Source organism: Nitrospinota bacterium, from assembly GCA_029881495.1.
Lineage (GTDB): Bacteria > Nitrospinota_A > UBA7883 > JACRGQ01 > JACRGQ01 > JAOUMJ01.
The window spans coordinates 48,534-71,722 of record JAOUMJ010000003.1; the positions used below are offsets into that span (position 1 = coordinate 48,534).

The following is a 23,189-nucleotide window of genomic DNA, read 5'->3' on the forward strand; positions in this document are numbered from 1 at the left end:
TTAAATGTGAATTGCTATGCCTCCGGTAAGGTTTCCCTGTTCTCTTCCTCTTTGGTAACCGGCAGCATCTCAAAAAACTTGATCGCAAAGAGATAGATTAGCAATACTAAAGCGCCTATACCGACAGAAAAGAGAATCTCGGCGGTGCTTACGCAATAGTTGGCAAGCAATCCATCCTGAAAACTGCTGGTAATGTTGTATCCCGGGAAAAGTTCCAGGGGCAATACCTGACCAGGTATTACGATAATGTATCGTTCTGCCAGAACGCCAATAACTACCATGACGCAGGCAACGATAATCCATTTGACCGATTTGCCGGCGGGAGAGAGGAGCAGAAGGAGAGGGAATATGTTCCCCAAGCCGACCATTCCAAGCCAGAATATCAACGAGATCTTTCCACCGTCAAAAAGGAGGAAATGTTGCAGTTCATAGTTTTTCGGGATATACGAACGTGTGATGTTTTCCACGAAAAGGAAATAGGTCACTATCATTATAAAACCGGCAAGGTATCTTGCAAGTTTCAGCACTATCTTCATATCAAGGTATCGTTCTGAATATCTGAAAGTTGCCAACAGCACCAAGATCATCAATGCAGTTCCAGAAGAGAGCGCAGCAGCGATAAAACTGGGCGGCAGAAGAGGGGAGTGATAAAGCTCCCTTGCGCCGACAAATCCGAAGATTGCTCCCGTTCCGCTATGAACCAGCACCGCCCAGAAAACAGCTGATATACCAAGAAGTTTTTCGAGCTTCTTCTTTTCAGCGAACATCGCCCAGAGATAAACGATGCCGATTCCCATATAGACCGAATAGAGGACGCCGTTAAGTGAGAACATCGATCTCGGCTGGAAATGGAAGAAAGGGATAAAGAGCCGTTCCGGTCTTCCCCAATCGAGAATAATTGAAAGTAGTGCGCCGACTATAAGGACAACCGCAAGGAGAGCGGCGATCCTTGAGAATGGCTTGAATTCAGTCATGCCGAAAACTGACGAAAGGGCGGAAAGAACAAGGGAACCGGCGCTAAGGCCTATGAAATATACGGCCATTACTATCGGGAGCCCCCAAGGAATCTGGTTTGTCATTCCGGTTATGTAGTGCCCTTCATGTTCCATCATGAAAGATGCCCACGCTCCTCCAAGCGCCAGTAGGAATAGGAATCCGGCGAACATCCAGAACCCTTTTGAAGTCCCTTCAATAGCCGTGAAAAACAGGTTTCTCTTTTCCATCATATCCCCCTGTAATAGACCTTCGGCTCAAGGCCGAGGTCCTCTCGAATCCGTTTAGGAGCATGCTCTTTAATATATTTTGAGATATCGCTGTTTGGGTCGTTAAGATTGCCGAAGATCATCGCCTTTTCACCTTCACGATCGCAGGCGGTAACGCATGCAGGGAGTTGCCCGTCATCTATAAGGTGCACGCAGAAATTGCATTTTTCAACAACCCCCTTGGAGCGTATTGGCACTTTCGGGTTTGTCCAATCTCTTGTTTTTTTGAAGACGAAAGACCTCGCTTTGTAGGGGCACGCGATCATGCAATACCTGCAGCCGATACAGCGGTGCTTGTCGACAAGCACAATGCCGTCTTTCCTGGTAAATGTCGCCGCGGTAGGGCAGACATGCTGGCACGGCGGATGTTCGCAGTGATTGCAGAGAAGAGGAAGCGATATCTTTTTTTCAGGAGCGTTCTTCGGTGAAATGGTCGCCTTCCGGATCCAGTGCGCGTCTATTTTCTCGTCGCCAAAGAGCGGGACGTTATTTTCTTTTCTGCAGGCGGAGGTGCAGGCGGTGCAATCTTCCTTGCAGAGGTTGGTATCGATAACCATTCCCCATCTGTTTTTATCGGAAGCAGAACTATCATTAGCGCGCGCTTCGGCTTTTTGGGTGAACAGCGTAATGCCAGGGGCTATCGCCGTGCCGACAAGCAACGCGCTCCCTTTCAAGCCTTCCTTTAAAAATGAGCGCCTGTTAATTTCCGTCATACTCTTTCCTCATCCCTACTTGTAGTAATGGCAATCGAAACATTCAGGGTTCGCGCCAACGTATTCGTGGCACCTGTCGCAGAACTCTTCCCTGCTAGTGTGACAACTGCTGCAGTTGTGCAGGGAGTGCGAGATCTTCCTTACACCTTCGCGTACAGCCTCATCCCTGGAGTTTTTAAGGACTATCATATGGTTGGCCCGCATGTAGGCTGTCTCTTCCACGCATTTGCTACCGGCTTCGGCAGGTATTACGAGATTAGGCCCCGCTTTTTTTTCCGAAAAGGCGCTGGAGCCAAATGTATACAGGAGGGGCGTTGCCAGCAGAGCTAGCACGATTGCCAGTATCGCTATTGAACCCGATTTTGTATTCATTTAACGCTACTCACCTTTTCCGCCAAGCACGATGGCGTTACTTACCAGTTGATGTACGCCCATTACCGCATCCATCGAAATATCATGATAGGGGAGAACCTTGGTGAACTGCGCCTTGCATATGGCGCAGATCATCGCCATGGCGTTCACCTTTTTGCCATCCATGACGTCCTTTAGCGCCGCAACGCGAGGGGAGACCCCTTTCACACGAATCTCCATCAGTTCATCCGTGAGAAGACCGCCGCCACCGCCACAGCAGAATGTTTGCTCTCCGGTGGTCCTCGGATCCATCTCCACGAAATTGTTGCAGACGCTCTTTAGGACTTCACGAGGAATGGAAAGCTGGCCACCTTCACGATCGCCCATTCTGCTCCCTCTTGCTACGTTGCAGGAGTCGTGATAGGTGACTACAAATTCGTCGTTTGCGCTCTTATCGATCTTCAAGGCCCCTCTTTTGAGGAGATCGTTCGTAAATTCGCAAATGTGCTGTGGATATTGGTAGTTCGGATCGAGAAAATCAAATGGGCCGTTAAGGGTGTTCCAGAATGAGTATGCGACGCGCCAGGCGTGTCCGCATTCCCCGACAACTATCCGTTTTGCCTTCAGCTGGCGAGCGGCATCTACTATCCTTTGCGCTATTTTCCTCATCTGTTCGTAGTTCCCCATGAACAGACCGAAATTCGCGAATTCGGAAGCATATGAACTGAAGGTGAAGCTTATGCCTGCCTGGTGGAAAACCTTAGCGTACCCGGCAAGAGAATCAATATGGGGCGAGGAGAAAAAATCTGCCGAAGGTGCAATTAAAAGAACTTCCGCTCCTTCAACGTCAAGTGGGAATTTTACATCCACCCCAGTTGTCTCCTGCACGTCCTCTTCCATGAAGTCGAGGGTGCTTTGGAGCGCCGGTTTTGGAATTCCAAGGTTGTTGCCAAGCTCATGCACCTTACCCATGATCTCAAGCGAATACTTTTGCCCCACGCCGACGGACTGCATCAGTTCCCGTGCCGCCATGGTAATTTCCGCCGTGTCTATTCCAAAGGGGCAGAATACAGAACATCTTCTGCATTCGGAGCATTGAAAGAAGTATGAATACCACTCCTTGAGAGTTTCTTCCGTCAACTCTTCGGCTCTGGTGTATGAGCCGAAATATTTGCCCCCTGTCGTGAAATATTTTCTATATATCTTTCGGAGGAGTTCCTGTCTCCCTACCGGCATATTGTTCGGGTCGCCAGTCGTTAGGAAGTAGTGGCATTTATCCGAACAGCTTCCGCATTTAACGCAGATCTCCATGTAGAGTTTCAGAGATTTATATTTTTGAAGAAGCTCTTCAAATTTTTTCAGCAATACTTCCTGCCAGTTGTCCACGAGCTTTTCAGGAAAGCCCATCGCCCTCATGTGGTCTTCGCTTGCAGGGTGGCATTTCAATCCGGCTGTAGCGCCAGGTTTTACCGCGGGAGTGGCCAGAATCGGGCCATCATATATGGGAAGGTCGTATTTCTCGTTTGCCATTTAGTTTCCTCCCCCTCTGTTTGCCCAAGGATTCACCCATCGCACTTCACGCACGTTCTCAACCTGCATCCGCGTCGGGCTGAAGAATATCCCGCCTGAATGGAGAAGTTTGCTGAACGGGAAATATCCCGCCAGCAGAAGCACGAGTGAGTAGTGCGTGATGAACAGTGTGCTTTCCGGAATGTTCACTGGGCTAAGCGTGATCAGTCCGATTATGAATGCCTTTATGGATGCCACGTCCGGGTGAAAAAGGAGTTTTAGAGCGATGCCGCTGAGAGCTATAAGCAACAGCAGAAGGAGAGCGAATATATCGGCCCCGGATGTTATGAAATTCAACCTGTCAACGTATCGCCTCATTATCCAGAGGAATATGAGCGGTACCGGCAGCAGAAGGCCGGCGACAACTCCAATTGGCTGTATGAACGCAATGGAACAGCTGAGAGGTTCCACGAAATACCTGAGGTGCCTTAGGAATACCAGAAGGAGTATCAGGTGAAGGGTGTATCCTCCGAGCCAAGTCCACCTGTTGCCCCTGAAAACGCTCTCGAATGTCGCTATCAGCCTGGCATTTTTTAATATTACACCGACGGCTGTGGTTGGCTGGGGTGTTGTCGCAATATTCAAAGGTGACGGCGTAACCGCGTAACCCCAAAGCTTATAAATGAGGCCGCCGAAGAATACCGCGGCGACCATGTAGCTTAGGGCGATATACACCACAGACAGAGCAGATAACTCTCCCATACCAACCTTTCAGCAGAAAATTTCTATTTTTATACGCAACCGGTAGGTTTCGGCAGGCCAGCTATTTTACAAGCCTGTTTTGCCGGTCCGGCCGGGTAAAGTTCGTAAAGATACTTTGTGTTCCCTTTTTCCTTGCCAAGTTTCTTGCCGAGTTCTTTCGTAAGAATACGTATCATCGGGGCGATCTTATATTCCTTGTAGTAATCACGAAGGAAATTTACAACTTCCCAATGGGCTTCAGTCATATTCAGTCCTTCGGACTTTGCCATTTCGTCGGCTATCTCCTGGTTCCAGTCATCAAGGTTTTTCAGGTATCCCTCTTCATCTGTTTCAATTGTCTTGCCAGCTACTTCCATCGACATAGTTATCCCTCCAATCAGGTTAAATGGTTACTTTTTCCAAACTTGTCTCTTTGCTTAAAGAGAAAAGTGATTTTGGCAGTTTTGAATAATTGATTCGTTTTGCGAAGTTGACGAATCCTTCAGCCCAGTTCGTGCACCCGAGATGATGCAGGTGACAGAAGGAGGCTGTTACGTTTTTATAGACGATACCGTCATGCTTGCCGTCTATCCCGTTCCCTCTTAACACATCAAACGCGAAATCGGTATGGGATGAATTCACCACTTCGCCATAATGGAATTCATGCGCCTTCATTTCACCTACACAGGTGATCCATGGAGACTTTCCCGTAGATTTCAATGTCATATAGCCGTGCCCCTTTGGGCGTTTTCTTATGATAACTTCGCAGTCAAGCGCGCCTACCATCGGAGCGGTGACGTTTTTCCACGATACCGATTTCGCAAGGTATATTAGGCCGCCGCATTCAGCATGAACAGGCATACCGTTTTCAATGGAGAGCCTTATATCCTCGCGAAGCGATTCGTTCATCCCTATTTTTTCCATGAACGCCTCTGGAAATCCTCCGCCGACGTAAAGGGCATCGATATTTTCAGGGAGCCTGCCATCCATGAGACTGTTGACAGGGACAAGATTTGCTCCCGCGCTACGCAATGCTTCAAGATTCTCGGGATAGTAAAAGGTAAATGCCTTATCCTTCACTACGCCGATAGTGACAGAAGGGGTAGGGAAGGTCGCGCTCTTTACAGGTTCGAAAGCCATTGGCTCTGCCGAGCTGGCGATTTCGAGTATCCTGTCGAGGTTCACAGAGGCGCCAACCACTTTCGCGATCTCCTTCACGGCAGGGTATAGCCCCATCTCTTCGCCAGCAGGCATGAGTCCGAGATGCCTTTCCAGAACCTCCATCTCTTTCGATTTGCGGATAACTCCTAGTATCTCCATATCGCAATACTTTTCTATCACGGCGCGCAGTTTTTGCTCATGTCTGGCGCTCGCAACCTTATTCAAAATCACGCCGGCAATCCTGATATCGGGCTCAAAAGCCTTGTATCCAAGGAGGAGAGGAGCTACGCCGCGCGTAATCCGGCTGGTGTCCAACACTATCACGACAGGAGCATTTAGGTGTCTCGCAAGGTTCGCGGTAGATCCTTCGCCGTCTACTTCTATAGAGTCGTAAAGACCCTTGTTCCCTTCGATGATATTAACATCCGAGTTCCTCGAGTGTCTGGAGAATACGTCCAATACGCCATCCCAGCCGGTCATGAAATAATCGAGATTGTGGCACTCCTTCCCGGCGGCGGTTGAGAGCCAGCCGGGATCTATATAATCAGGCCCTTTCTTGTATGGCTGGACGTTTATCCCCCGTTCCGCCAGGGCGGCGCATATCCCTACTGTGGTTACAGTTTTCCCTGAACTTTTATGCCCGGCGGAAATAACCACTCTTGGGCAGTTGCGAGTAAGGTCTGATTTCATATCAATATCCATTTTACACCTTGCAAGCGGATTACGCGTTACAATCCCATTCCCATTTCGATATAGCCGCATGGACACGCTTCCGCACAGATATGGCAACCGTTGCATCGGGTATAATCGGTAAACATCGTTTTTCCTTTTGGCCGATCGATATCTTTGCTGATAGCCTCGCGCGGACAGTGAACACGGCACTGGTCACAGACAAAACAGAGTCCGCAACTCATGCATCGTTTCGACTCTGCGATAGCGTGTTCCATGCTGAGCGTTTTTTTGATCTCTTCGAAGCCGGTTGTGCGCACGTTGACAGGGAGTTCTTCTTCTTCGTGCCGCTCCATGGGAGGATAGTAATCCCTCCTCATTTTGTTGAAACTGATCGGGCGAACCTGCGGTCTTGCGCGGTACTCCCTCTTGCTCAGGAAATCGTCCATCGCTTCAGCGGCAATGCGCCCCTGACCAACCGATTTTGTCGAGATACCTAGGCCGAGAGCGTCCCCCCCCGCGAATATGCCCTTATGACGTGTTTCGTGATTTTTATCGGCTTCAACCCAGCCATGCGCGTTGGCAATTTCAGCCAGACCTCCCGGCAGTTCCGGCGCCTGACCGATACCTACAATGACTGTGTCGGCATTAACGGAGAATTCCGAACCTGGAATTGGTTCTGGCCTTCTTCTGCCAGATTTGTCCGGCTCGCCCAGCTGCATCCTGACGCATTTGATAGCCGTAGCCCGGCCATCCTTTACGGCAAATTCAATGGGCGCGGCAAGGAATTCCATTTTGATCCCTTCCTTGATGGCTTCATTAACGTCTTCAGCGATTGCGGGCATTTCTGCCTGTGTTCGCCTGTAGAGTATTGTCACGTTCGCCTTTTCCATCATCCTTTTCGTTACACGCGCGGAATCAAGCGCGGTTTTGCCGTCTGTCGCGCTCATTTCATCATCCGAAGAGCTCAGGAGGCGAAGAGACGTTCTCGCGGCATCAACAGCCGAATCGCCGCCGCCGATAACGACGACGTTTTTACCTATCTCGACTTTTGCGCCAGATTTGACCCTGTTGAGGTAGCTTGCGCCTGTGAATACGTTCGCTGAATCCTCGCCGTCAATTCCGATGGTGACCCCTTTATGAGCTCCGATCGCGAGATATACTGCGTCATAATCCTTTTTGATTTTGTTGAAATCAATATCAACGCCGATTCTCGTATTGCATTTCAGCTCAATGCCAAGGTCGAGTATGTTCTGGATCTCCTTGTCCAGGATATCGACCGGCAGCCTGTATTGGGGGATGCCGTAGCGAAGCATACCGCCAGGTTTCTCGAACCCCTCATAGATAGTCACCTTGTAGCCGCGTCTGGCCAGCTGGTAGGCGCAGGAGAGGCCGGAAGGACCAGAGCCGATAACGGCAATCTTCTTGTTGTTGCTCTTCTCGACAAGCTTTTTAAATTTCAGGCCGCGCTTCAAGCCATGATCCCCGATATAACGCTCGAAGTTGTTGATAGCCACGGAGCCATCCTCAAGATGCTGTCTGTTGCACCCCTTTTCGCAAGGGTGGGGGCATATCCTCCCATGAGTCGCCGGCATCGGATTCTTATCAGTCAAGATGTACCAGGCTTCATCAAAGGAAGCCTGTACATCCCTCTTGTAGATATCGCTCTGCGCGACCTGGGTAAGGTATCCTCGTATGTCCTCGCTACTCGGGCATTCGCTCCTGCAAGGAGGAAGACTCTGAACGTAGACCGGACATTTCCAACTCTGCCCATTGGTAACTACTATCTTTTCAGGGTCGCCTTTCCTTAGTAAGGAATCGTCGAAGACCTTTCCGGGCTCAATTATCGTTGTTTTCATGCAATACTCCTGCTTCTGGAATAGGTTATGTCCTTACATGTGACGACATGTTAAATGTTGACCTTGCGGCAGGGCTGTCGTCAATGTGGTACTTCGTGAATTCAAATCCTGTTTCCTCAAAGAAGCGGGGCCAGCCGACCCTGTCGATCCACTCACCAATCCGTTCCCAGGGTTTGGCGCCTTTTCTGTACGCATTTAAAATCTTGTCTACCGCTTCGGTTACTTCGGGCCAGCGCGGCGGATTGTTCGGGAGACCGAAAACTGCCAGCTTCATGAAGCTTGGTCCTTTTCTGGTGCTGGAAGACTTTCCTCCAACAAAAATGGAAATCGTATCCGTATCCGAATCGCGGATTTCCATTGCCGGGCACTGACCGTGGCAAGCGCCGCAATACATGCACTTCTCTTCTACAACCTCTACAGACTGCTTCCCATTCACAATTTTCGGCCTGATAGCGGCAACAGGGCATATGGCAACGACCTTGGGGACTTCGCAGTTCGGAACATTGTTATGGTCAATCCTCGGCGCGTGATGATGCTGCATGTTGAACGCGATATCAGACTGTCCACCGCAGTTTATTTGGCAACATGATGTCGACATGCGAACGCGGTTGGGGAGATTCTCGTTTTTGAACTCATCAATGAGATGATCCATCATCGCTTTTACTGAACCGGCGGCATCCGTATTCGGAAGGTTGCAATGGAGCCACCCCTGCGTGTGAAGTATGTTCGAGATGGAAGGGCCGGTACCGCCTATCGGGAAGCCAAGTGTTTTCTCGACCTCTTTTATGAGAGGTTCAATATTGGATTCTTTCGCAAGTCCGAACTCCAGATTGTTCCTCGTAGTGAAGCGAACAAATCCTTCCGAGTATTTGTCAGCAATATCGCAAATTTGCCTTATCTTGTGGACGCTTAACGTCCTTGGCGAACCTGCGCGAACTGTGAAGAGTTTGTCGCCGTTTTCAGCCACATGTACAAGTACGCCCGGCTTGATCCTTTCATGGTATTTCCACTTGCCGTAGTTCTTCTTCATCAATGGATGAAGATATTTCGTATAGTCGGGTGCACCGTTATCGCGCGGCGCAAGTTTTTGACCAGTTGTTGAACTCATAGCTTATCCCTCAACTTTCTCGTTACTGACAATATCTTTGTTCATCACCGAAGGATTCCTCTTTTTCTCCCCGCCGAAATTTGACGGAGCAAGCTCCTCAAATTTGATGTACGGGCTTACCCTTGGTTCGCGGACCATTCTTGGATCTGGCTTGATGCCTACATTCTCAAGGAAAGTGCCGAGCCCAATGCGCGCGATGAATTCGCCGACACGCTCATGCTCAAGACCGTTATCGGCCCAGAAATCCCATATCCTTTCAATAAGCTCGGTGAGCTTATCCCAGTCCTCTTTCGTTTCGAGTTTCATGAAAGGAACCAGAACAGAACCCATCGTGTCGCCAATCTTAAGCGTTCGTTTTCCGCCAATAAGTATTGTTACACCCTTGTCCTTGCCGGGAGCCAAAGCCCTGTTCATTACGTTGATGCAGTGCATGCAGTGAACGCACGAGTCATCGTCAACGACCATCTTCTTGCCGTCGAGCTTCATGCAATTCGCGGGACAGCGGCTGATTACAACGTCCTTCACGTATTCTTCGCCGTTTTTATCGATGAATTTCGCTACTTCGGCCTGGTCTATCAGCATCGGTCCGCGCCAAGTACCTATGATAGGCATATCGGAGCGCTGCATGGAGTTTGCGCAGTCGTTCGCGCAACCGGAGAGTTTGAATTTGTACTTGTAGGAGAATTCAGGCCTGTGAAGGAAGCCGATGAATGTATCGGTAATGTGTTTTGTCACGCCCATGGTGTCGTAGCAGGCCATTTCACATCGTGCCTGTCCAACGCAGCAGGCGAGGGTCCTCATCGCGGCACCCGAACCACCGATGTCCCACCCTTTTTCCATCAGCGCTTCGCCGGCGACGAATGTCTGCTCCGTGTTTGAACCTAGCATCAGGATATCGCCGGTCATACCGTGCAGCTGCATGATGCCTGCGCTATGTTTTTCGCTGATATCGCAAAGCTCGCGCAATGCGTCGGTGGAGTATACGAAACCGGGCGGCTCGATAACGCGTATGGTATGGAATTCCTTAATATCAGGATATTTGTGACCAAGTTCCGAAAGGCGGGCAATAACGCCGCCGCCGTACTGAGGAAGGTTGACTAGCGTTCCCTGCCAGTAGTTCCACCTGTTTTCGTAGGATTCTTCAAGCTGATCCAGTAGCTGGTCAACCGAAGGTTTTTCCTCTGCCAAGCCCTTCAAATCGGTCACAAAGCTGGGCCATGGACCGCTTTCAAGTTGATCTAGCAGGGGCCTTTTCTTATTTTTTGTCTTTGCCATATTACCCTCACTTATAGAAGTTTCTGTCACTGCCTGAACAATTAACTATCAACAAACCGTCTCACAGGACGGCAACTACACTAATAAACAACGCTATATCCACGGGGCAACATTATGCTTCTCCGCCAAGTCTACGAATCCCGCATAATCTACAATCTTTACCCCATCTATTACTGATGCGATCCCTCTTGCCTTCAGGTCTGGCCCTAGAGCGTAAATTTCGAACTTGCCGAGAGCCTCTTTCAATTTCTTTTCATATGATGTCCCTTTTGAAGCGGCGTATACACCATCCTCGATAAGCAGTATCGGCGTATCCTTGATGGCGTACTGAAGGCATGAATCAAGGTGCCCAAAAAGGAACGGTGATTTATTTACGGTAAATAGCAATTCGTCACCCCTCTTTAAAATGGAAACAGGACATCCTGCTCCTGCATTAATTTTGTAACTTCGCTTTTGTCGACGACCTCGACTTCAAGTAGAAGATCCTCAACAGTAAGGCCTCTATTCTCAAGTGACTCCTTTTCGACATATATTTTCTCTATTCCATATCCTGGGAGTACCCTGAATGTGGTCGAAAAATCTTTCGCTCCAATCTCTTTTGGATCCTGGCCTTTCTTTATGGCATAAACACCATCATCGAGAAATACAGCGGAAAGGTCCTGATCGTAGGCGGCAACGATGAGCATTACCTCGAGACCCTCATAAGGATTGATCGTTCCATGAGGGGCCTTCCTCATAACGAACATCATCTTTTTAACTATTTCGTCGCTTGATTCTTCAATTTCTTCCGGATTTGCCATCTTTTAATCCCCAAAGGTCACTAATCGGTCGGTTGATATAGCCAGATCTGTCAATTGCCCAAGTCCTGATATTCTGGTTCCTTTAATTAGGTTATCGTCTATCAAGCCCCGTCTTTTGCCAGCGGCGATGCAAACAACAATATCTATCCCTTTTTCCTGAGCAAGTTTGGACCACTTTTCCTGAACGTTCCTATCGTCCTGAGGCGGATCGCCAAATGAAGTAGCGTTGTTAACGCCATCGTTATAGAGGAAAACTCCTGAAACTTCGTGCCCCTTTTCAAGGGCAGCGATAGCAAAATTGTATGCCGAGTCTGAAGACTGGTGCTGATACGGTCCTTCAAGTATCAAAATACCGAATTTCAACTTTACCCCCACTTTTCTACAATTAAAAATTGCTCTATGCTGAACTAGTAAAAGGCAATATCAGTGCCAATTCCCTCCATAATTCAATGTTAATCCTGAATAATGTAAACGGCTCATTACTATATGAATATTCAATGCATTCTTAGCATCATAAAATATGACGTGGTTTTTGTATTTATAAAAGGTATTGTCTTTATACCATTGGTAATATGGTGAAAATACCATAGCAAGGCGGATGTTTGAGATGTTTCGTAATAAATGCGCCATTTATTAACCTCGTTTTACTTTAAAAATTTAATGGTGTTTTTCGATCCTTGAATTTGAATGGAGAGACCTTGGATACCATACAGGTTTTGAATGAAAAAATGAGAACGTAGGATCGCTGAATACATCATCACTTCTTTCTCCTGTATTTTATCGTTGTTGTCATTATACACCTAGTATCAATATTTTTAAATTCAGAATCAAAACCTGCCTGACAGCCAATTTGTAATATCTTCAACTGACCCCACTCAAGTCTTATTGCAACAGTATGTTAGAATGTTTCTTGAAACTACATAAAATATAATTTACAAGTCACCTTAGATAGGAGATGTTTTTACTGATGAAAGAAGCTATTTTAAATATTATCCCCGGTTCTCCGGTACTTTCAGCACTGATTTTCATAATTGTGCTGGACATCGTGCTATATATGGCAAGAAAACCTGTGCATCGAGGCATAAAGTCGATAAGCTTCATATTAAAAAACGCGATGAGGATCACTTCTCATTCCGTACTGCTTGCAGAAAATCAGCTTCAAAAACGCAACAGAGATGTTCTGCTCGCCGCTGGTATCGACGCCACGGAAAGACTCATGGAGAGGGAATTCAGAAGAGTGGAGGAGACACTGAAACGAGACCTGGAAGGGTATCCGGCAATTCAGAGAAATATGGCAGAGCTGATAGCAAAGATCGATGAAGATTACAGAATAAGCACCGAGGTACCACCTTCTCCTCCGGAATGGGTAAAGGTGGTGCAGTCTGTTTCCATAATCCCTGCTTCTGACACAATGGTAGCCAGAATGCTAGGCGAGATACGCTCTACGCTGATCCAGCAGGAGAAGAATGCCTTAAGCACTTACCGGGAGTCCACAAGCAAAAGGCATTCTATGCTGCGAAAAATGATGCCTTACTGGAGGAAGCTCTCTGAAACATTGGCGCATGTCGACGCATCCATATCTGGTATTCTCAAAAGGTCAAGCCATATAGACCGGCAGATCCAGGATTTTGAGGATATTCGAAAAGGATCGGAAAAAGCTGTTCGGACTCTATCCTCCTCGTCAATGACGCAGTTCACCATATCGGGACTGGTGCTTTTAATAGCGCTGGGGGGGGCGATGGTGAACTTCAATCTCATCGCGTTGCCTATGTCGGAGATGGTTGGGGGGGCTAGTTTTATAGGTCCATTCAAGGTATCGAGTATTTCCGCGATGGTGATCATTCTTGTCGAAAGCGCGATGGGTCTGTTCCTCATGGAATCATTCAGGATAACCAGGCTGTTTCCTATCATTGCCTCAATGGACGACAAGCTGAGAAGAAGGATAATGGTTGCCGCCTTTATACTCCTTTTCGTATTGGCATCTGTTGAATCGTCTCTCGCTTTCATGCGCGACAGGATAGCGGCGGACATTCAATCCTTAAGGTCGGCTTTGACCGGCCTGGAGCCGCAGGAGCCGACACAGGCAAGCTGGATACCGATGGTCGGTCAGATGGTGATGGGCTTTATCCTGCCGTTCGCCCTCATGTTCGTTGCCATACCTCTTGAATCGTTCATACACTCATCAAGGACCGTGCTTGGAGTAGTGCTTGCATGGTTATTAAGAGCCTTCGCTTATTTGTTGAGGCTGTTCGGGAATATTGTGAAATCGTTCGCCGATTTTGTCATGGCCGCCTACGACCTTTTCATTTTCCCCCCTTTATGGCTTGAAGACCTTGTGAAGGGAAACAAAGTTGAATCGGATAATTCTGATATCGGTTCAGATCCGGAAGTCATCAAGGACGTGATAACTTTCAAGGATGAGAACTCGGTTTCCGCAGAAAAAAATGACGAAGATGGAGATGATACAGGCGTTTTCGAAACCGTAAAAAAAGGAAAGAATGATAAAAAATGAAGAAAATATCGCATGCTTTCCTTTTATTTTCCCTGTTTATGCTTACGTCATGTTTTCAGACCGCGCAAAACCACACCAGAGGCGTATACATGCTTCTCGATACCTCGGGGACATATGCCGAGGAGATACAGAAGGCACAATCGATAATCAACTATCTTCTAGGAACACTTCAACCGGGCGACACAATGGTAGTCGCCAGAATTGACAGCGGCAGTTTCAGCGAAAAGGATATTGTCGCAAAAGCAACATTTGACAGCAGGCCTTCCGTGGCGAACAAGCAAAAGCGGGTATTCCTTCAGACGATACAGGATTTCGCCAGCACGGTGAAAGGGAGCAAATATACCGACATCAGCGGCGGACTTCTCCAGGGGGTCGAATTCCTTAATGAAAAAGGGGTCGGGAAAAAGGTCATCCTGATTTACTCCGACTTGCAAGAAGAACTGCCAAAGGGGCATGTTCGGGATTTTCCGATGGAACTATCGGGATTCGTAGTAGTCGCCCTGAACGTGACAAAACTTAGAGGAGATATCAAGGATCCGAAGCAGTATCTCGACAGGATCGAATATTGGCGCGACAAGGTAGAGTCCAACAGGGGAGAGTGGAAGGTTATAAACGATCTCGACAGGCTTGAATCTATTTTTGAATAATAACTGTTTTTTCCGCTTGCGATAAAAGAGAGTTTTTGTTTATTTTCCAGCCTCGATTGAACGAACTATTAATTGAATGGCAAATAACGTGGTTGAAGTAGTCGGCTCTAACAATAGCATTCTCGATATTGAAAACTTAACAAAAGTATTTGGCAAGCTTACTGCGGTCGACGATCTGTCACTTTCAATTCCTTCAAAAACGATTTTCGGTCTGCTTGGCCCGAATGGGGCAGGGAAGACAACGCTTATCAGGATGATTGCCGGGCTAGTTCATCCAACAAAAGGGAAGATACGACTATTCGGCAATTTGCCGCCTGAAAGCCTGAAAGCAAGGGGGCAAATCGGATATATGCCTCAGGACATCTCCATCTATCCCGGCCTTTCCGTGCTGGAGAACATATATTTCTTTGGAAGGATATACGGACTCGAAAAGGAAAAGCTCATACGCAACGCGGAAGAGGCGCTTGAATTCGTAGAATTGTCCGCCAAACGTAACACTCAGGTATCCGAGTTATCTGGTGGAATGGTGAGAAGAGTATCTCTTGCGACAGCATTGGTTCACAAGCCGAAATTCCTGGTATTGGATGAACCTACAGCAGGTGTCGATCCTCTGCTAAGGCTAAAGATATGGACCCTTCTTGAAGAGTTGGCATCGGAAGGCACGTCAATACTTATTACGACACACCACATCTCCGAAGCGAGGGAGTGCGGTAATGTTGTTTTCATGAGAAACGGCTCACTCATTGATCAAGGGGCGCCTCAAAGTATCATGGATAAGTACTCGGCAAGCGATCTTGAATCTGCTTTCGTTAAAGCTACTGAGGAGAGAGGTAACTCCGTGTGAATATCAGGTGGATAGCGCTACGAATTATTCAGGAGATAGTCCGAGACAAACGAACGCTCGCGCTTCTGTTCGTTGTGCCAATAGTTGTGATGACACTCATATATTACGCGCTGGCGACGGACGAAATTGCGAAAGTGAGCGTCGTATCTCGCGGCACCGCGCGATTGTTCGATTCTGAGATCATTAACGTGCTCGAAAACGATGATGATGTCGAGTTGGTTGCCATAGATATCCCCGACGAGGAGACGGATCCGGATATTCTTGTTGAGCTGATAAAAAAGGAACTGATAGCCGGACACGTCGACGGCGTGCTTTACATGGATGAACAGCTTCTGCTGGATCGTTTTTCAGACAAAAGGGGGACAATTCACATCTTTGTAGAAGGTTCTAAACCAATTATTACTTCATCCGTTTTCGCTGCTATCTCCTCCGCAATGGACGACCTGGCCGCCGGACTCCCTGTGGTTATCGATTCTTCATGTTCCGCGTTCTGCGCCGATTCCGTCAACAACAAGACAATGGACATGGAGAAACATTTAATATATGGTTCCGATGAATACAGACTGATAGATTTTTTCCTCCCTGTCTTTCCAACGTTTTTTGTATTCTTTTTCACTTTTATAATCTCCACTATCAGTTTCCAGCGTGAACGGCTGAGAGGAACACTGGAAAGACTCCAGGCGGCTCCTATCCGCTTTTACGAAATTGTCGGAGGTTACGTCTTCGGATTCTTCATTTTTGTTACCCTGCAATCGATAATCATCGAGAGCTATATCATGGTGCTGATAGAGTTCGAATTTTCCATACAACAATTCGTTTCATACAGCGTGGTGGTCATCCTTACCATGCTTGTTTCGCTTATGCTCGGGCTGATGGCATCGTTCCTCGCGGCAAACGAATTTCAGGCTATACAGTTTATACCGCTCTTCATACTCCCGCAGATATTCCTCTCCGATATGATCTGGAGTATCGACAGCTTCCCGAAAGTGTTCAAATACATTTCGTACGCATTTCCGCTTACCTATTCGAACAAGGTAGCCCGCGACGTGATGATACGAAACAAGCCGTTGATCGACTCATGGTTTTCATTGCTGGTACTGGTCGGCTTTATTCTGCTTATTCTCACTGTAATGACCATAATCGCGAACAGGAAACTGCGGAAAAGCGATTGATCGTTTTGTACCCTGAATAAATGATAATCTGGAATTCGCAAAAGGGGAGGGGGGCAAATTGTTGAAGATCCTGTTTCTATGTACAGGGAATTCCTGCCGGAGCCAGATGGCGGAAGGTTTCGCGAGGGCGTTAAAGGGAGACGTCATTGAGCCGTATTCCGCGGGAGTTGCTCCATACAGGCTAAGCGCGAAAGCGACAACCGTGATGGCAGAAGCGGGTGTGGATATATCGAAGCAGTACTCAAAGGATGTATACGATCTTTTTGAAATTCATTTTGATTATGTGATAACAGTCTGCGATAACGCGAGGGAGAGTTGCCCGGTGTTTCCGGGACACGCGACAAAGGTAGTGCATTTCGGATTCGAGGATCCACCGTTCCTCGCAAAGGACGCAAAAACCGAAGAGGAAGCTCTCTCTCATTATCGACGGGTGAGGGACGAGATCAAAAATTTCGTGGAAAAGCTCCCGGGGATCCTGGATCAGCTTTCAAAATAGCCTAATAATATTTTACGAATTCATTGGCATGCTCCAGCGCAGGGGTATGGCTAGAGAGGATTCGAACTGATACAGCCTATTTGTCAGGCTCGCTCATTACCCGGCTGTCGCCGTGCCGCAGGATGAAGAACTCCTCTTCGCTTAACCCGGCTTTTTCTCTCTCTTCTTTCAGCTTTAGCGGCGGTTCGTCCAGCGGTTCGTTCGTAAGGACGAATGTCCCCCAGTGCATGGCGACAGATCTCTTCGCATTAAGATCGATATGAGCCTTCACCGATTCCTCCGGGTTGATATGCGAGAACTTCATGAACCATCTAGGTTCGTAGGCTCCGATAGGGATGGCGGCAAGATCGAAAGGGCCGTACTTCTCGGCGATCTCCCTGAAGTGCGGCGTGTAGCCGGTGTCGCCGAGGAACACGAAGCGAAAGCCGGGGGAGACAACCACCCATCCGCACCAGAGTGTATCGTTGGTGGAGAACATCGACCGCCTGCTCCAATGCTGAACCGGCACGGAAACGACTTTTACGTCGTCGAACTCCGTCTCTTCCCACCAGTCGCGCTCGATGACGTTGGTTATGTTTGTATCATCGAACCACTCCCGAAGGCCGAGGGGAACCATGAAAACGGTTTTATCCCCGCCATCCCGCTTCCGTAACGCCATAAGGCTCTTTGTATCGAGGTGATCGTAATGGTTATGGGAGATCACAACTATATCGATCGGGGGGAGGTCTTCCAGAGCGAGGCCCGGTTTTGTATGCCTTTTCGGCCCGATGTTTTCGAAAGGGGAGGCCCTCTCCGAAAATATAGGGTCGGTAAGGATGTTCTTTCCCCCTATCTGCAAAAGGAGGGTCGCTTGGCCAATCCAGGTCACCGTGTTTTTTGTTCTGTTTTGCCGGAGGAACTCGGGGTCGTTCTCCCCCATCGGGAAGTTGTATTCGATGTCGTTCGGATTCTCCATCCCGATCCGTTCCCACTGCCATTTGACCATGTCGCTGAAACCGGGAAGTTTGTAGTTGTTATGTATGTTCACGAATCCGTTTTCCACATGATGCTTCTTCATCTTACTCATATCCTGCGCCGAGGCTGTGTTAATAAACAGAATGATCGTCGAAAATATAAACGCAACCTTCATGATCATATTTTGAAATCGAAAAACCTGATAACAACAGCCATATTTATATCTTATTAAAAGAATATCATGATGATAATGCCACAAAATAATAGTGGCGGTAAGTTTATTATTGTAAATTTATTTTGATAATGGATTTAACCGCCTCAGCTTTTATCATGTAAATCCTTGATATTAAATTAATGACTTTTTCAGGAATTCGGCAGCACGTTCGCCGAACTCGGCGCCAAGCTCTTCCTGGACATAATGGCCGACCTCTTGAAACTGAACAGTCGTTGAGCGTTCGAAGAGGTTTTGCCACCGCACAAGCTCGTTTTTTCCAAACGCAATATCCTTCTTCCCCCAGAGGATGAGAGCGGGCTTCCCCTTTACAGCCGGGATCTTTTCCCAGATAGATTCGAGCCATGCAGAGGAGCCGATGATCTCTTTTGGAAAGACAATGCACCCTTTACGGTTCCCATTTTGCGGCATTATGTACTGCCGATGAATCTGCTTTGTCAGCTTCCTCTTCTCCCCAAATCCCATTTTCATAACGACCTTCACAAAGAAATTGTAGCGGGTGATAAGGAAACGGCCTATGAATCCCCCCATAACGGCGCTGAACCGCTCAAAGTGAGGGTTCCCCTTCACCGACCAGGCCCAGGTGTTCTGGATTACGAAAGCGCGGACGTTATCGGGATTATTCACCGCGTAACTCATCCCTATCGGGCCGCCCCAGTCGTTCAAGGCAATAACGATCCCCTTCAGTTTGAGATGTTCAATAAGCTCGCTGATTATCTTTGCGTGATCGGAAGGGAGATATGACCACTCTTCAGGTTTATCGGAAAGGCCGAAGCCGAGGAGGTCGGGGGCTATACAGCGATACTCCTTTGATAGTACCGGTATCGACTTCCGGTAGAGGAACGACCACGCCGGGTTCCCATGTAGCAGGAGGATCGGCGTACCTTTTCCTTCGTCAAGATAGCTTACCGTTCCCGCCGAACTATTAAAGGTCTTTGGGGAAAACGGATACTCCTCCCTATCAAGCCAGTCGTTCAATATTCCTCCCCTTTTAGTGAAAGTAACTGCATTAACAATACCACGCAAATATGTTGATAACAAAAGATGTGGGGGGTGGAGAGTTTGTTTGATAGATTCGTTTCGACTGAGGGGACGCAGTAAGAAGTGGCGGGGTTGACGAGACTCGAACTCGCGACCTCCTGCGTGACAGGCAGGCGTTCTAACCGACTGAACTACAACCCCAGTCAAGAAAACGAAAAGGAATTGTAAATCGCTTTTCATCACAAGTCAATTTATTAGTAATCCCCCCCTTTACTATTCAGCTCCCTCCGAAATGCTAGAATAGGGGTGTTCCGAACAGTAAAGGGGTAATCATCATTCTATCGGCCAGGCTGGCCGTGGGGGACGCTATGGCTGAGACTGACAGGATCCGGGAAATTGACCGCATTTTCTCCCTTCAGAAAGGGGCATATTCTAAAAACATGTATCCCACGATTGAGGAACGGCTTCAGCATCTGGACAACCTGTACAACGCTATCAGAGAGAACAGGGAGAGGATAGCGACCGCCATTAATGCCGATTTCGGGTGCCGATCCTTCACCGAATCGTACGTAGCCGACGTTTTCGCCCCTATGGATTGCATCCGGTACGCGAAGAAAAACCTGAAAAAATGGATGAAGCCGTCAAAAAGAGATGTCGCCATATGGTATCTCCCCGCAGAAAACATGGTAATACCCCAGCCTGTAGGTCTGGTAGGGGTCATCTCCCCGTGGAATTTTCCTCTATACCTTTCACTCGGACCGGCGATCTCGGCGCTCGCCGCGGGGAACAGGGTAATGATAAAGTTTTCCGAACATACGCCGCGCACAGGAGAACTGCTTGCCGAAATAATCAGGGGCTCTTTTGCGGAGGACCATTTCGCCGTGGTAAATGGAGGGGCGGAAACAGGGGAGGCGTTTACGAAGAAAAAGTTTGATCACATCATCTTTACCGGTTCGACCGCGATAGGCCGGAAGGTATTACAGGAAGCGAGTGTCAACCTGACTCCGGTAACACTTGAACTTGGCGGGAAATCTCCAGCGATCATATCCCCCGGTTTTCCAATGAAAACAGCGGCCGAGCGGATAATGTTCTGGAAGTGTATAAACGCCGGGCAGGTCTGCGCCACAACTGATTATGTGATGGTTAGGGAGGGGGAAGAGGAATCGTTTATAAAATCGGCCAATCAAGCCGTTTCCAGCTATTACCCTAAGCTGGAATCAAACGAGAACTACACCGCGGTCATAGATGAGCGGCACTACAAAAGGCTCGTTGCCCTTCTGGATGACGCCAGAAGGAAAGGGGCGCGTATAGTGGAGATAAATCCTGCCGGAGAAAAGTTCTTTCCGTCCAAAAGGAAGATCCCGCCAACGCTTCTGCTCAAAGTGACGGACGACATGAAGATAATGCAGGAGGAGATCTTCGGGCCTCTCCTACCTGTAATTACATATGGAAACATGGAGGAGGCGAAAAGGTTTGTAAATTCAAGACCGCGTCCGCTTGCTCTCTACTATTTTGACCACGACCAAACCCGTATTGACCTGATGCTAAGAGAGACAATTTCAGGGAGTGTCGCTATAAACGACACTGTATGGCAGTATTCGCAGGATGGAATGCCTATCGGGGGTATCGGAGAGAGCGGGATGGGGCATTATCATGGCAGGGAAGGGTTTGAGACCTTTTCAAAGATGAAGCCGGTATTTCGCCAGAAACGTTTTAATGCTCTTGGCCTTATGCGTCCCCCTTACGGCGCGATCATGAAAAACCTCCTGAAGCTGATGCTCCGCTGACCGGCGAAGTATGTTCACGAGAAGGGAGCTGATTAAAACCTCCATCGCCGGAGGTATTCTCCTTGCGGCTATCCGCGTCGCTCATGGCCCTTTCAAATACGATCCTGTCGCCCCTGAAGATACCGAATATAGTTTCTATTTCCTAACAGAGAAAGACCGCGCAGTCGTTGTGGCGCTCTCTCCCGTGATTCTAGCGATAGATCCCGCCGGGAATGGCGAACGGATAAACGATATAGTCAGTGGCGTCGATAGGGCTATTTCGGGACTCCTTCCATCGGTGCAGAGTGAGGTTAGGGATCTGTTCAACATTCTAAATTTTCCGATTACAAGGAGGCTTCTTTGCGGGGTATGGCAACCGTGGTTATTGGCAGAGGTCGACGATATAGACCGATTCCTCAGCAGTTGGCAACATAGCCGTTTTCTCCTGTTGAGGAGCGGATACCAGGCTCTTCATGAACTTGTTACCGCATCATGGTATGGAAATCCGCGCTCCTGGGTGGAGATAGGGTACGAACGGCCCCCCGACCTGGGTGAAATAGAGTGACTCCCGACATCTCCACCGGCATATCAAAAGGGTGGGAACACCATGACGCTTCTCTACTCGAACGGGACATGGTGATTGAAGCTGACGTTGCCGTGATAGGCACCGGCGCGGGGGGTGGCCTTTCGGCGGAGATATTTGCCAAGTCCGGACTAAAGGTCGTCATGATAGAGGAGGGGCCTTTAAAGACGTATCGCGACTTTCATCTGCTGGAAAGCGAAGCGTATCCTCACCTCTATCAGGAATCTGCGAGCAGAAAGACCAAGGATAAGGGAATCGAATTCCTGCAGGGGCGTTGTGTCGGCGGAAGTACTACGGTGAACTGGACAACTTCAATTCGCACACCAATCCAGACTCTAGAATATTGGCGCGATATATATGATTTTAAAGGATATGGTATGTCGGAAATAGTGCCGTGGTTCGAACTGGCCGAGGAGCGTTTCAACGTCACGAGTTGGGATATCCCGCCGAACGAGAACAACGATGTGCTTCGGCGAGGGGCAGAAAAACTCGGTATCTCTTTCGATTTTATGAAAAGGAACGTGAAGAAGTGCCTAAACATCGGTTATTGCGGTTTAGGCTGTCCCGTCAGCGCCCGGCAATCGGTGGATGTAACTTCCATCCCATCGGCTATGGAAAAGGGGGCGATACTGTTAAGCCGGGCGAGAGCCGAAAGATTGAATATTAACGGTGGAAAAGTAAAAAGTGTTACCTGTGTCGGGATGGACAGATTCGGAACGGCTCCCGGAAAGCATAAAGTTACAGTGGTTGCCAGGGAGTTTGTTCTATCGGGAGGCGCAATTGGAACACCGGCACTCCTCTTGAGGAGCAAAGCTCCCGATCCACATGCGATAATCGGCAAGAGGACTTTTCTGCACCCCGTAAGTATTTCGATAGCTCAAATGCCGGACAGGGTGGATGGCTGGTCGGGAGCGCCGCAATCGGTATACTCAGACCACTTCAATTTCGTTAACGATGGCAGAATGGAGTATAAGCTGGAGATGGCGCCTGTCCATCCGGTACTTGCCGCGACAAAAATCACAGGATATGGGAAGCGTCATAAAGAGCATATGAAAAATCTGCCATATGCCCAAGTGATTATCGCTCTGAACAAGGATGGTTTCCACCGCGAAAGTCCGGGCGGTTACGTGGAATTGAACAGGGACGGAACACCCGTGCTGAATTATCCGATAACCGATTACCTGTGGGACGGTCTTCGCAGGTCGTTGCTCTCTTCCGCCGAGATTCAGTTTGCCGCCGGAGCAAAAATGGTGCTTCCGCTACATGAAGATTCATTCGGGTTTCGCTCATGGAGCGAAGCTAAAAATGAAATTCCAAAACTTGAGATGTCGACTTTAAGGGCAAGGGTCGCCAGCGCACATGTGATGGGTGGATGCCCGATGGGAGCCTCCGAAAAAACATCCCTTCTCGATTTCAATGGAAAGTATCGCTTTCTGGACAATCTTCATGTGTTCGACGGCTCGATATATCCGACAAGCCTAGGAGCCAATCCGCAACTTACAATATTTGCGGTAACGATGAAGCAGGCCACTGAGCTGACAAAAGAAATATGAT

General features: G+C 48.4%; 23 protein-coding genes and 1 tRNA gene. 8 read left to right on the top strand and 16 right to left on the bottom strand.

What is annotated here, in order from left to right:
• Positions 1-14: 14 nt before the first annotated feature.
• The 13 genes from nrfD to tusD form a co-directional block, all read right to left on the bottom strand.
• A complete protein-coding gene (gene nrfD / locus OEY64_02045) occupies positions 15-1,226 on the bottom strand; it encodes a polysulfide reductase NrfD (GenBank protein ID MDH5541724.1) in 1,212 nt (403 codons plus the stop codon).
• Positions 1,223-1,975 carry a 4Fe-4S dicluster domain-containing protein gene (locus tag OEY64_02050; protein MDH5541725.1) on the bottom strand — a complete coding sequence of 251 codons (753 nt, stop codon included), beginning with the start codon at positions 1,973-1,975 and terminating at the stop codon, positions 1,223-1,225. Before OEY64_02050 ends, nrfD begins: the two co-directional genes overlap by 4 nt.
• Before the next feature lie 15 nt (positions 1,976-1,990).
• A complete protein-coding gene (locus OEY64_02055; protein ID MDH5541726.1) occupies positions 1,991-2,347 on the bottom strand; it encodes a cytochrome C in 357 nt (118 codons plus the stop codon).
• Positions 2,348-2,353: 6 nt separating this feature from the next.
• On the bottom strand, positions 2,354-3,856 hold the full coding sequence (locus OEY64_02060) for a (Fe-S)-binding protein (protein ID MDH5541727.1): 1,503 nt from the start codon (positions 3,854-3,856) through the stop codon (positions 2,354-2,356).
• On the bottom strand, positions 3,857-4,597 hold the full coding sequence (locus OEY64_02065) for a respiratory nitrate reductase subunit gamma (GenBank protein ID MDH5541728.1): 741 nt from the start codon (positions 4,595-4,597) through the stop codon (positions 3,857-3,859).
• A 29-nt stretch (positions 4,598-4,626) separates the two neighbouring features.
• Positions 4,627-4,959: a TusE/DsrC/DsvC family sulfur relay protein gene (locus OEY64_02070; protein ID MDH5541729.1), complete on the bottom strand. Its 333-nt coding sequence runs from the start codon at positions 4,957-4,959 to the stop codon at positions 4,627-4,629.
• A gap of 19 nt (positions 4,960-4,978) precedes the next feature.
• Positions 4,979-6,427: a hydrogenobyrinic acid a,c-diamide synthase (glutamine-hydrolyzing) gene (cobB, locus tag OEY64_02075; GenBank protein ID MDH5541730.1), complete on the bottom strand. Its 1,449-nt coding sequence runs from the start codon at positions 6,425-6,427 to the stop codon at positions 4,979-4,981.
• Between the two features lie 38 nt (positions 6,428-6,465).
• Positions 6,466-8,265, bottom strand: coding sequence for an NAD(P)-binding protein (locus OEY64_02080; GenBank protein MDH5541731.1), 1,800 nt, complete (start codon positions 8,263-8,265; stop codon positions 6,466-6,468).
• 25 nt (positions 8,266-8,290) lie between these two features.
• Complete coding sequence (gene dsrB / locus OEY64_02085) at positions 8,291-9,373, bottom strand: dissimilatory-type sulfite reductase subunit beta (GenBank protein ID MDH5541732.1); 1,083 nt, start codon at positions 9,371-9,373, stop codon at positions 8,291-8,293.
• 3 nt (positions 9,374-9,376) lie between these two features.
• Positions 9,377-10,648: a dissimilatory-type sulfite reductase subunit alpha gene (gene dsrA / locus OEY64_02090; GenBank protein MDH5541733.1), complete on the bottom strand. Its 1,272-nt coding sequence runs from the start codon at positions 10,646-10,648 to the stop codon at positions 9,377-9,379.
• 93 nt (positions 10,649-10,741) lie between these two features.
• On the bottom strand, positions 10,742-11,035 hold the full coding sequence (gene tusB, locus OEY64_02095; protein ID MDH5541734.1) for a sulfurtransferase complex subunit TusB: 294 nt from the start codon (positions 11,033-11,035) through the stop codon (positions 10,742-10,744).
• A 14-nt stretch (positions 11,036-11,049) separates the two neighbouring features.
• On the bottom strand, positions 11,050-11,448 hold the full coding sequence (tusC, locus tag OEY64_02100; GenBank protein ID MDH5541735.1) for a sulfurtransferase complex subunit TusC: 399 nt from the start codon (positions 11,446-11,448) through the stop codon (positions 11,050-11,052).
• 3 nt (positions 11,449-11,451) lie between these two features.
• Entirely contained in the window at positions 11,452-11,811 is a 360-nt protein-coding gene (gene tusD, locus OEY64_02105; GenBank protein MDH5541736.1) for a sulfurtransferase complex subunit TusD, read from the bottom strand.
• A 604-nt stretch (positions 11,812-12,415) separates the two neighbouring features.
• Here tusD and OEY64_02110 point away from each other — a divergent pair.
• The 5 genes from OEY64_02110 to OEY64_02130 all read left to right on the top strand — a co-directional run bounded on the left by OEY64_02110 (position 12,416) and on the right by OEY64_02130 (position 17,119).
• Positions 12,416-13,960, top strand: a complete 1,545-nt coding sequence (locus tag OEY64_02110; protein MDH5541737.1) for a hypothetical protein — start codon at positions 12,416-12,418, stop codon at positions 13,958-13,960.
• Complete coding sequence (locus tag OEY64_02115) at positions 13,957-14,607, top strand: VWA domain-containing protein (GenBank protein MDH5541738.1); 651 nt, start codon at positions 13,957-13,959, stop codon at positions 14,605-14,607. Before OEY64_02110 ends, OEY64_02115 begins: the two co-directional genes overlap by 4 nt.
• Before the next feature lie 76 nt (positions 14,608-14,683).
• Positions 14,684-15,451 carry an ABC transporter ATP-binding protein gene (locus OEY64_02120; GenBank protein MDH5541739.1) on the top strand — a complete coding sequence of 256 codons (768 nt, stop codon included), beginning with the start codon at positions 14,684-14,686 and terminating at the stop codon, positions 15,449-15,451.
• Entirely contained in the window at positions 15,448-16,623 is a 1,176-nt protein-coding gene (locus OEY64_02125) for an ABC transporter permease (GenBank protein MDH5541740.1), read from the top strand. Before OEY64_02120 ends, OEY64_02125 begins: the two co-directional genes overlap by 4 nt.
• Before the next feature lie 58 nt (positions 16,624-16,681).
• Positions 16,682-17,119 carry an arsenate reductase ArsC gene (locus OEY64_02130; GenBank protein MDH5541741.1) on the top strand — a complete coding sequence of 146 codons (438 nt, stop codon included), beginning with the start codon at positions 16,682-16,684 and terminating at the stop codon, positions 17,117-17,119.
• A gap of 76 nt (positions 17,120-17,195) precedes the next feature.
• Here OEY64_02130 and OEY64_02135 read toward each other — a convergent pair whose 3' ends face one another.
• The 3 genes from OEY64_02135 to OEY64_02145 all read right to left on the bottom strand — a co-directional run bounded on the left by OEY64_02135 (position 17,196) and on the right by OEY64_02145 (position 19,487).
• Positions 17,196-18,185: an MBL fold metallo-hydrolase gene (locus tag OEY64_02135; protein MDH5541742.1), complete on the bottom strand. Its 990-nt coding sequence runs from the start codon at positions 18,183-18,185 to the stop codon at positions 17,196-17,198.
• Positions 18,186-18,419: 234 nt separating this feature from the next.
• Positions 18,420-19,283 (bottom strand): alpha/beta fold hydrolase, encoded by an 864-nt coding sequence (locus tag OEY64_02140; GenBank protein MDH5541743.1) that lies wholly within the window; start codon positions 19,281-19,283, stop codon positions 18,420-18,422.
• A 127-nt stretch (positions 19,284-19,410) separates the two neighbouring features.
• Positions 19,411-19,487: transfer RNA gene (locus OEY64_02145), tRNA-Asp, on the bottom strand.
• Between the two features lie 167 nt (positions 19,488-19,654).
• On the opposite strand from OEY64_02145, the gene OEY64_02150 reads away from it, so the two are divergent.
• From OEY64_02150 to OEY64_02160, 3 genes are read left to right on the top strand one after another with little or no spacing between them, the layout of a single operon-like run.
• Entirely contained in the window at positions 19,655-21,073 is a 1,419-nt protein-coding gene (locus tag OEY64_02150; protein ID MDH5541744.1) for a coniferyl aldehyde dehydrogenase, read from the top strand.
• Between the two features lie 10 nt (positions 21,074-21,083).
• Complete coding sequence (locus OEY64_02155; protein MDH5541745.1) at positions 21,084-21,617, top strand: hypothetical protein; 534 nt, start codon at positions 21,084-21,086, stop codon at positions 21,615-21,617.
• Complete coding sequence (locus OEY64_02160) at positions 21,614-23,188, top strand: GMC family oxidoreductase (protein MDH5541746.1); 1,575 nt, start codon at positions 21,614-21,616, stop codon at positions 23,186-23,188. Before OEY64_02155 ends, OEY64_02160 begins: the two co-directional genes overlap by 4 nt.
• Position 23,189: the final 1 nt, after the last annotated feature.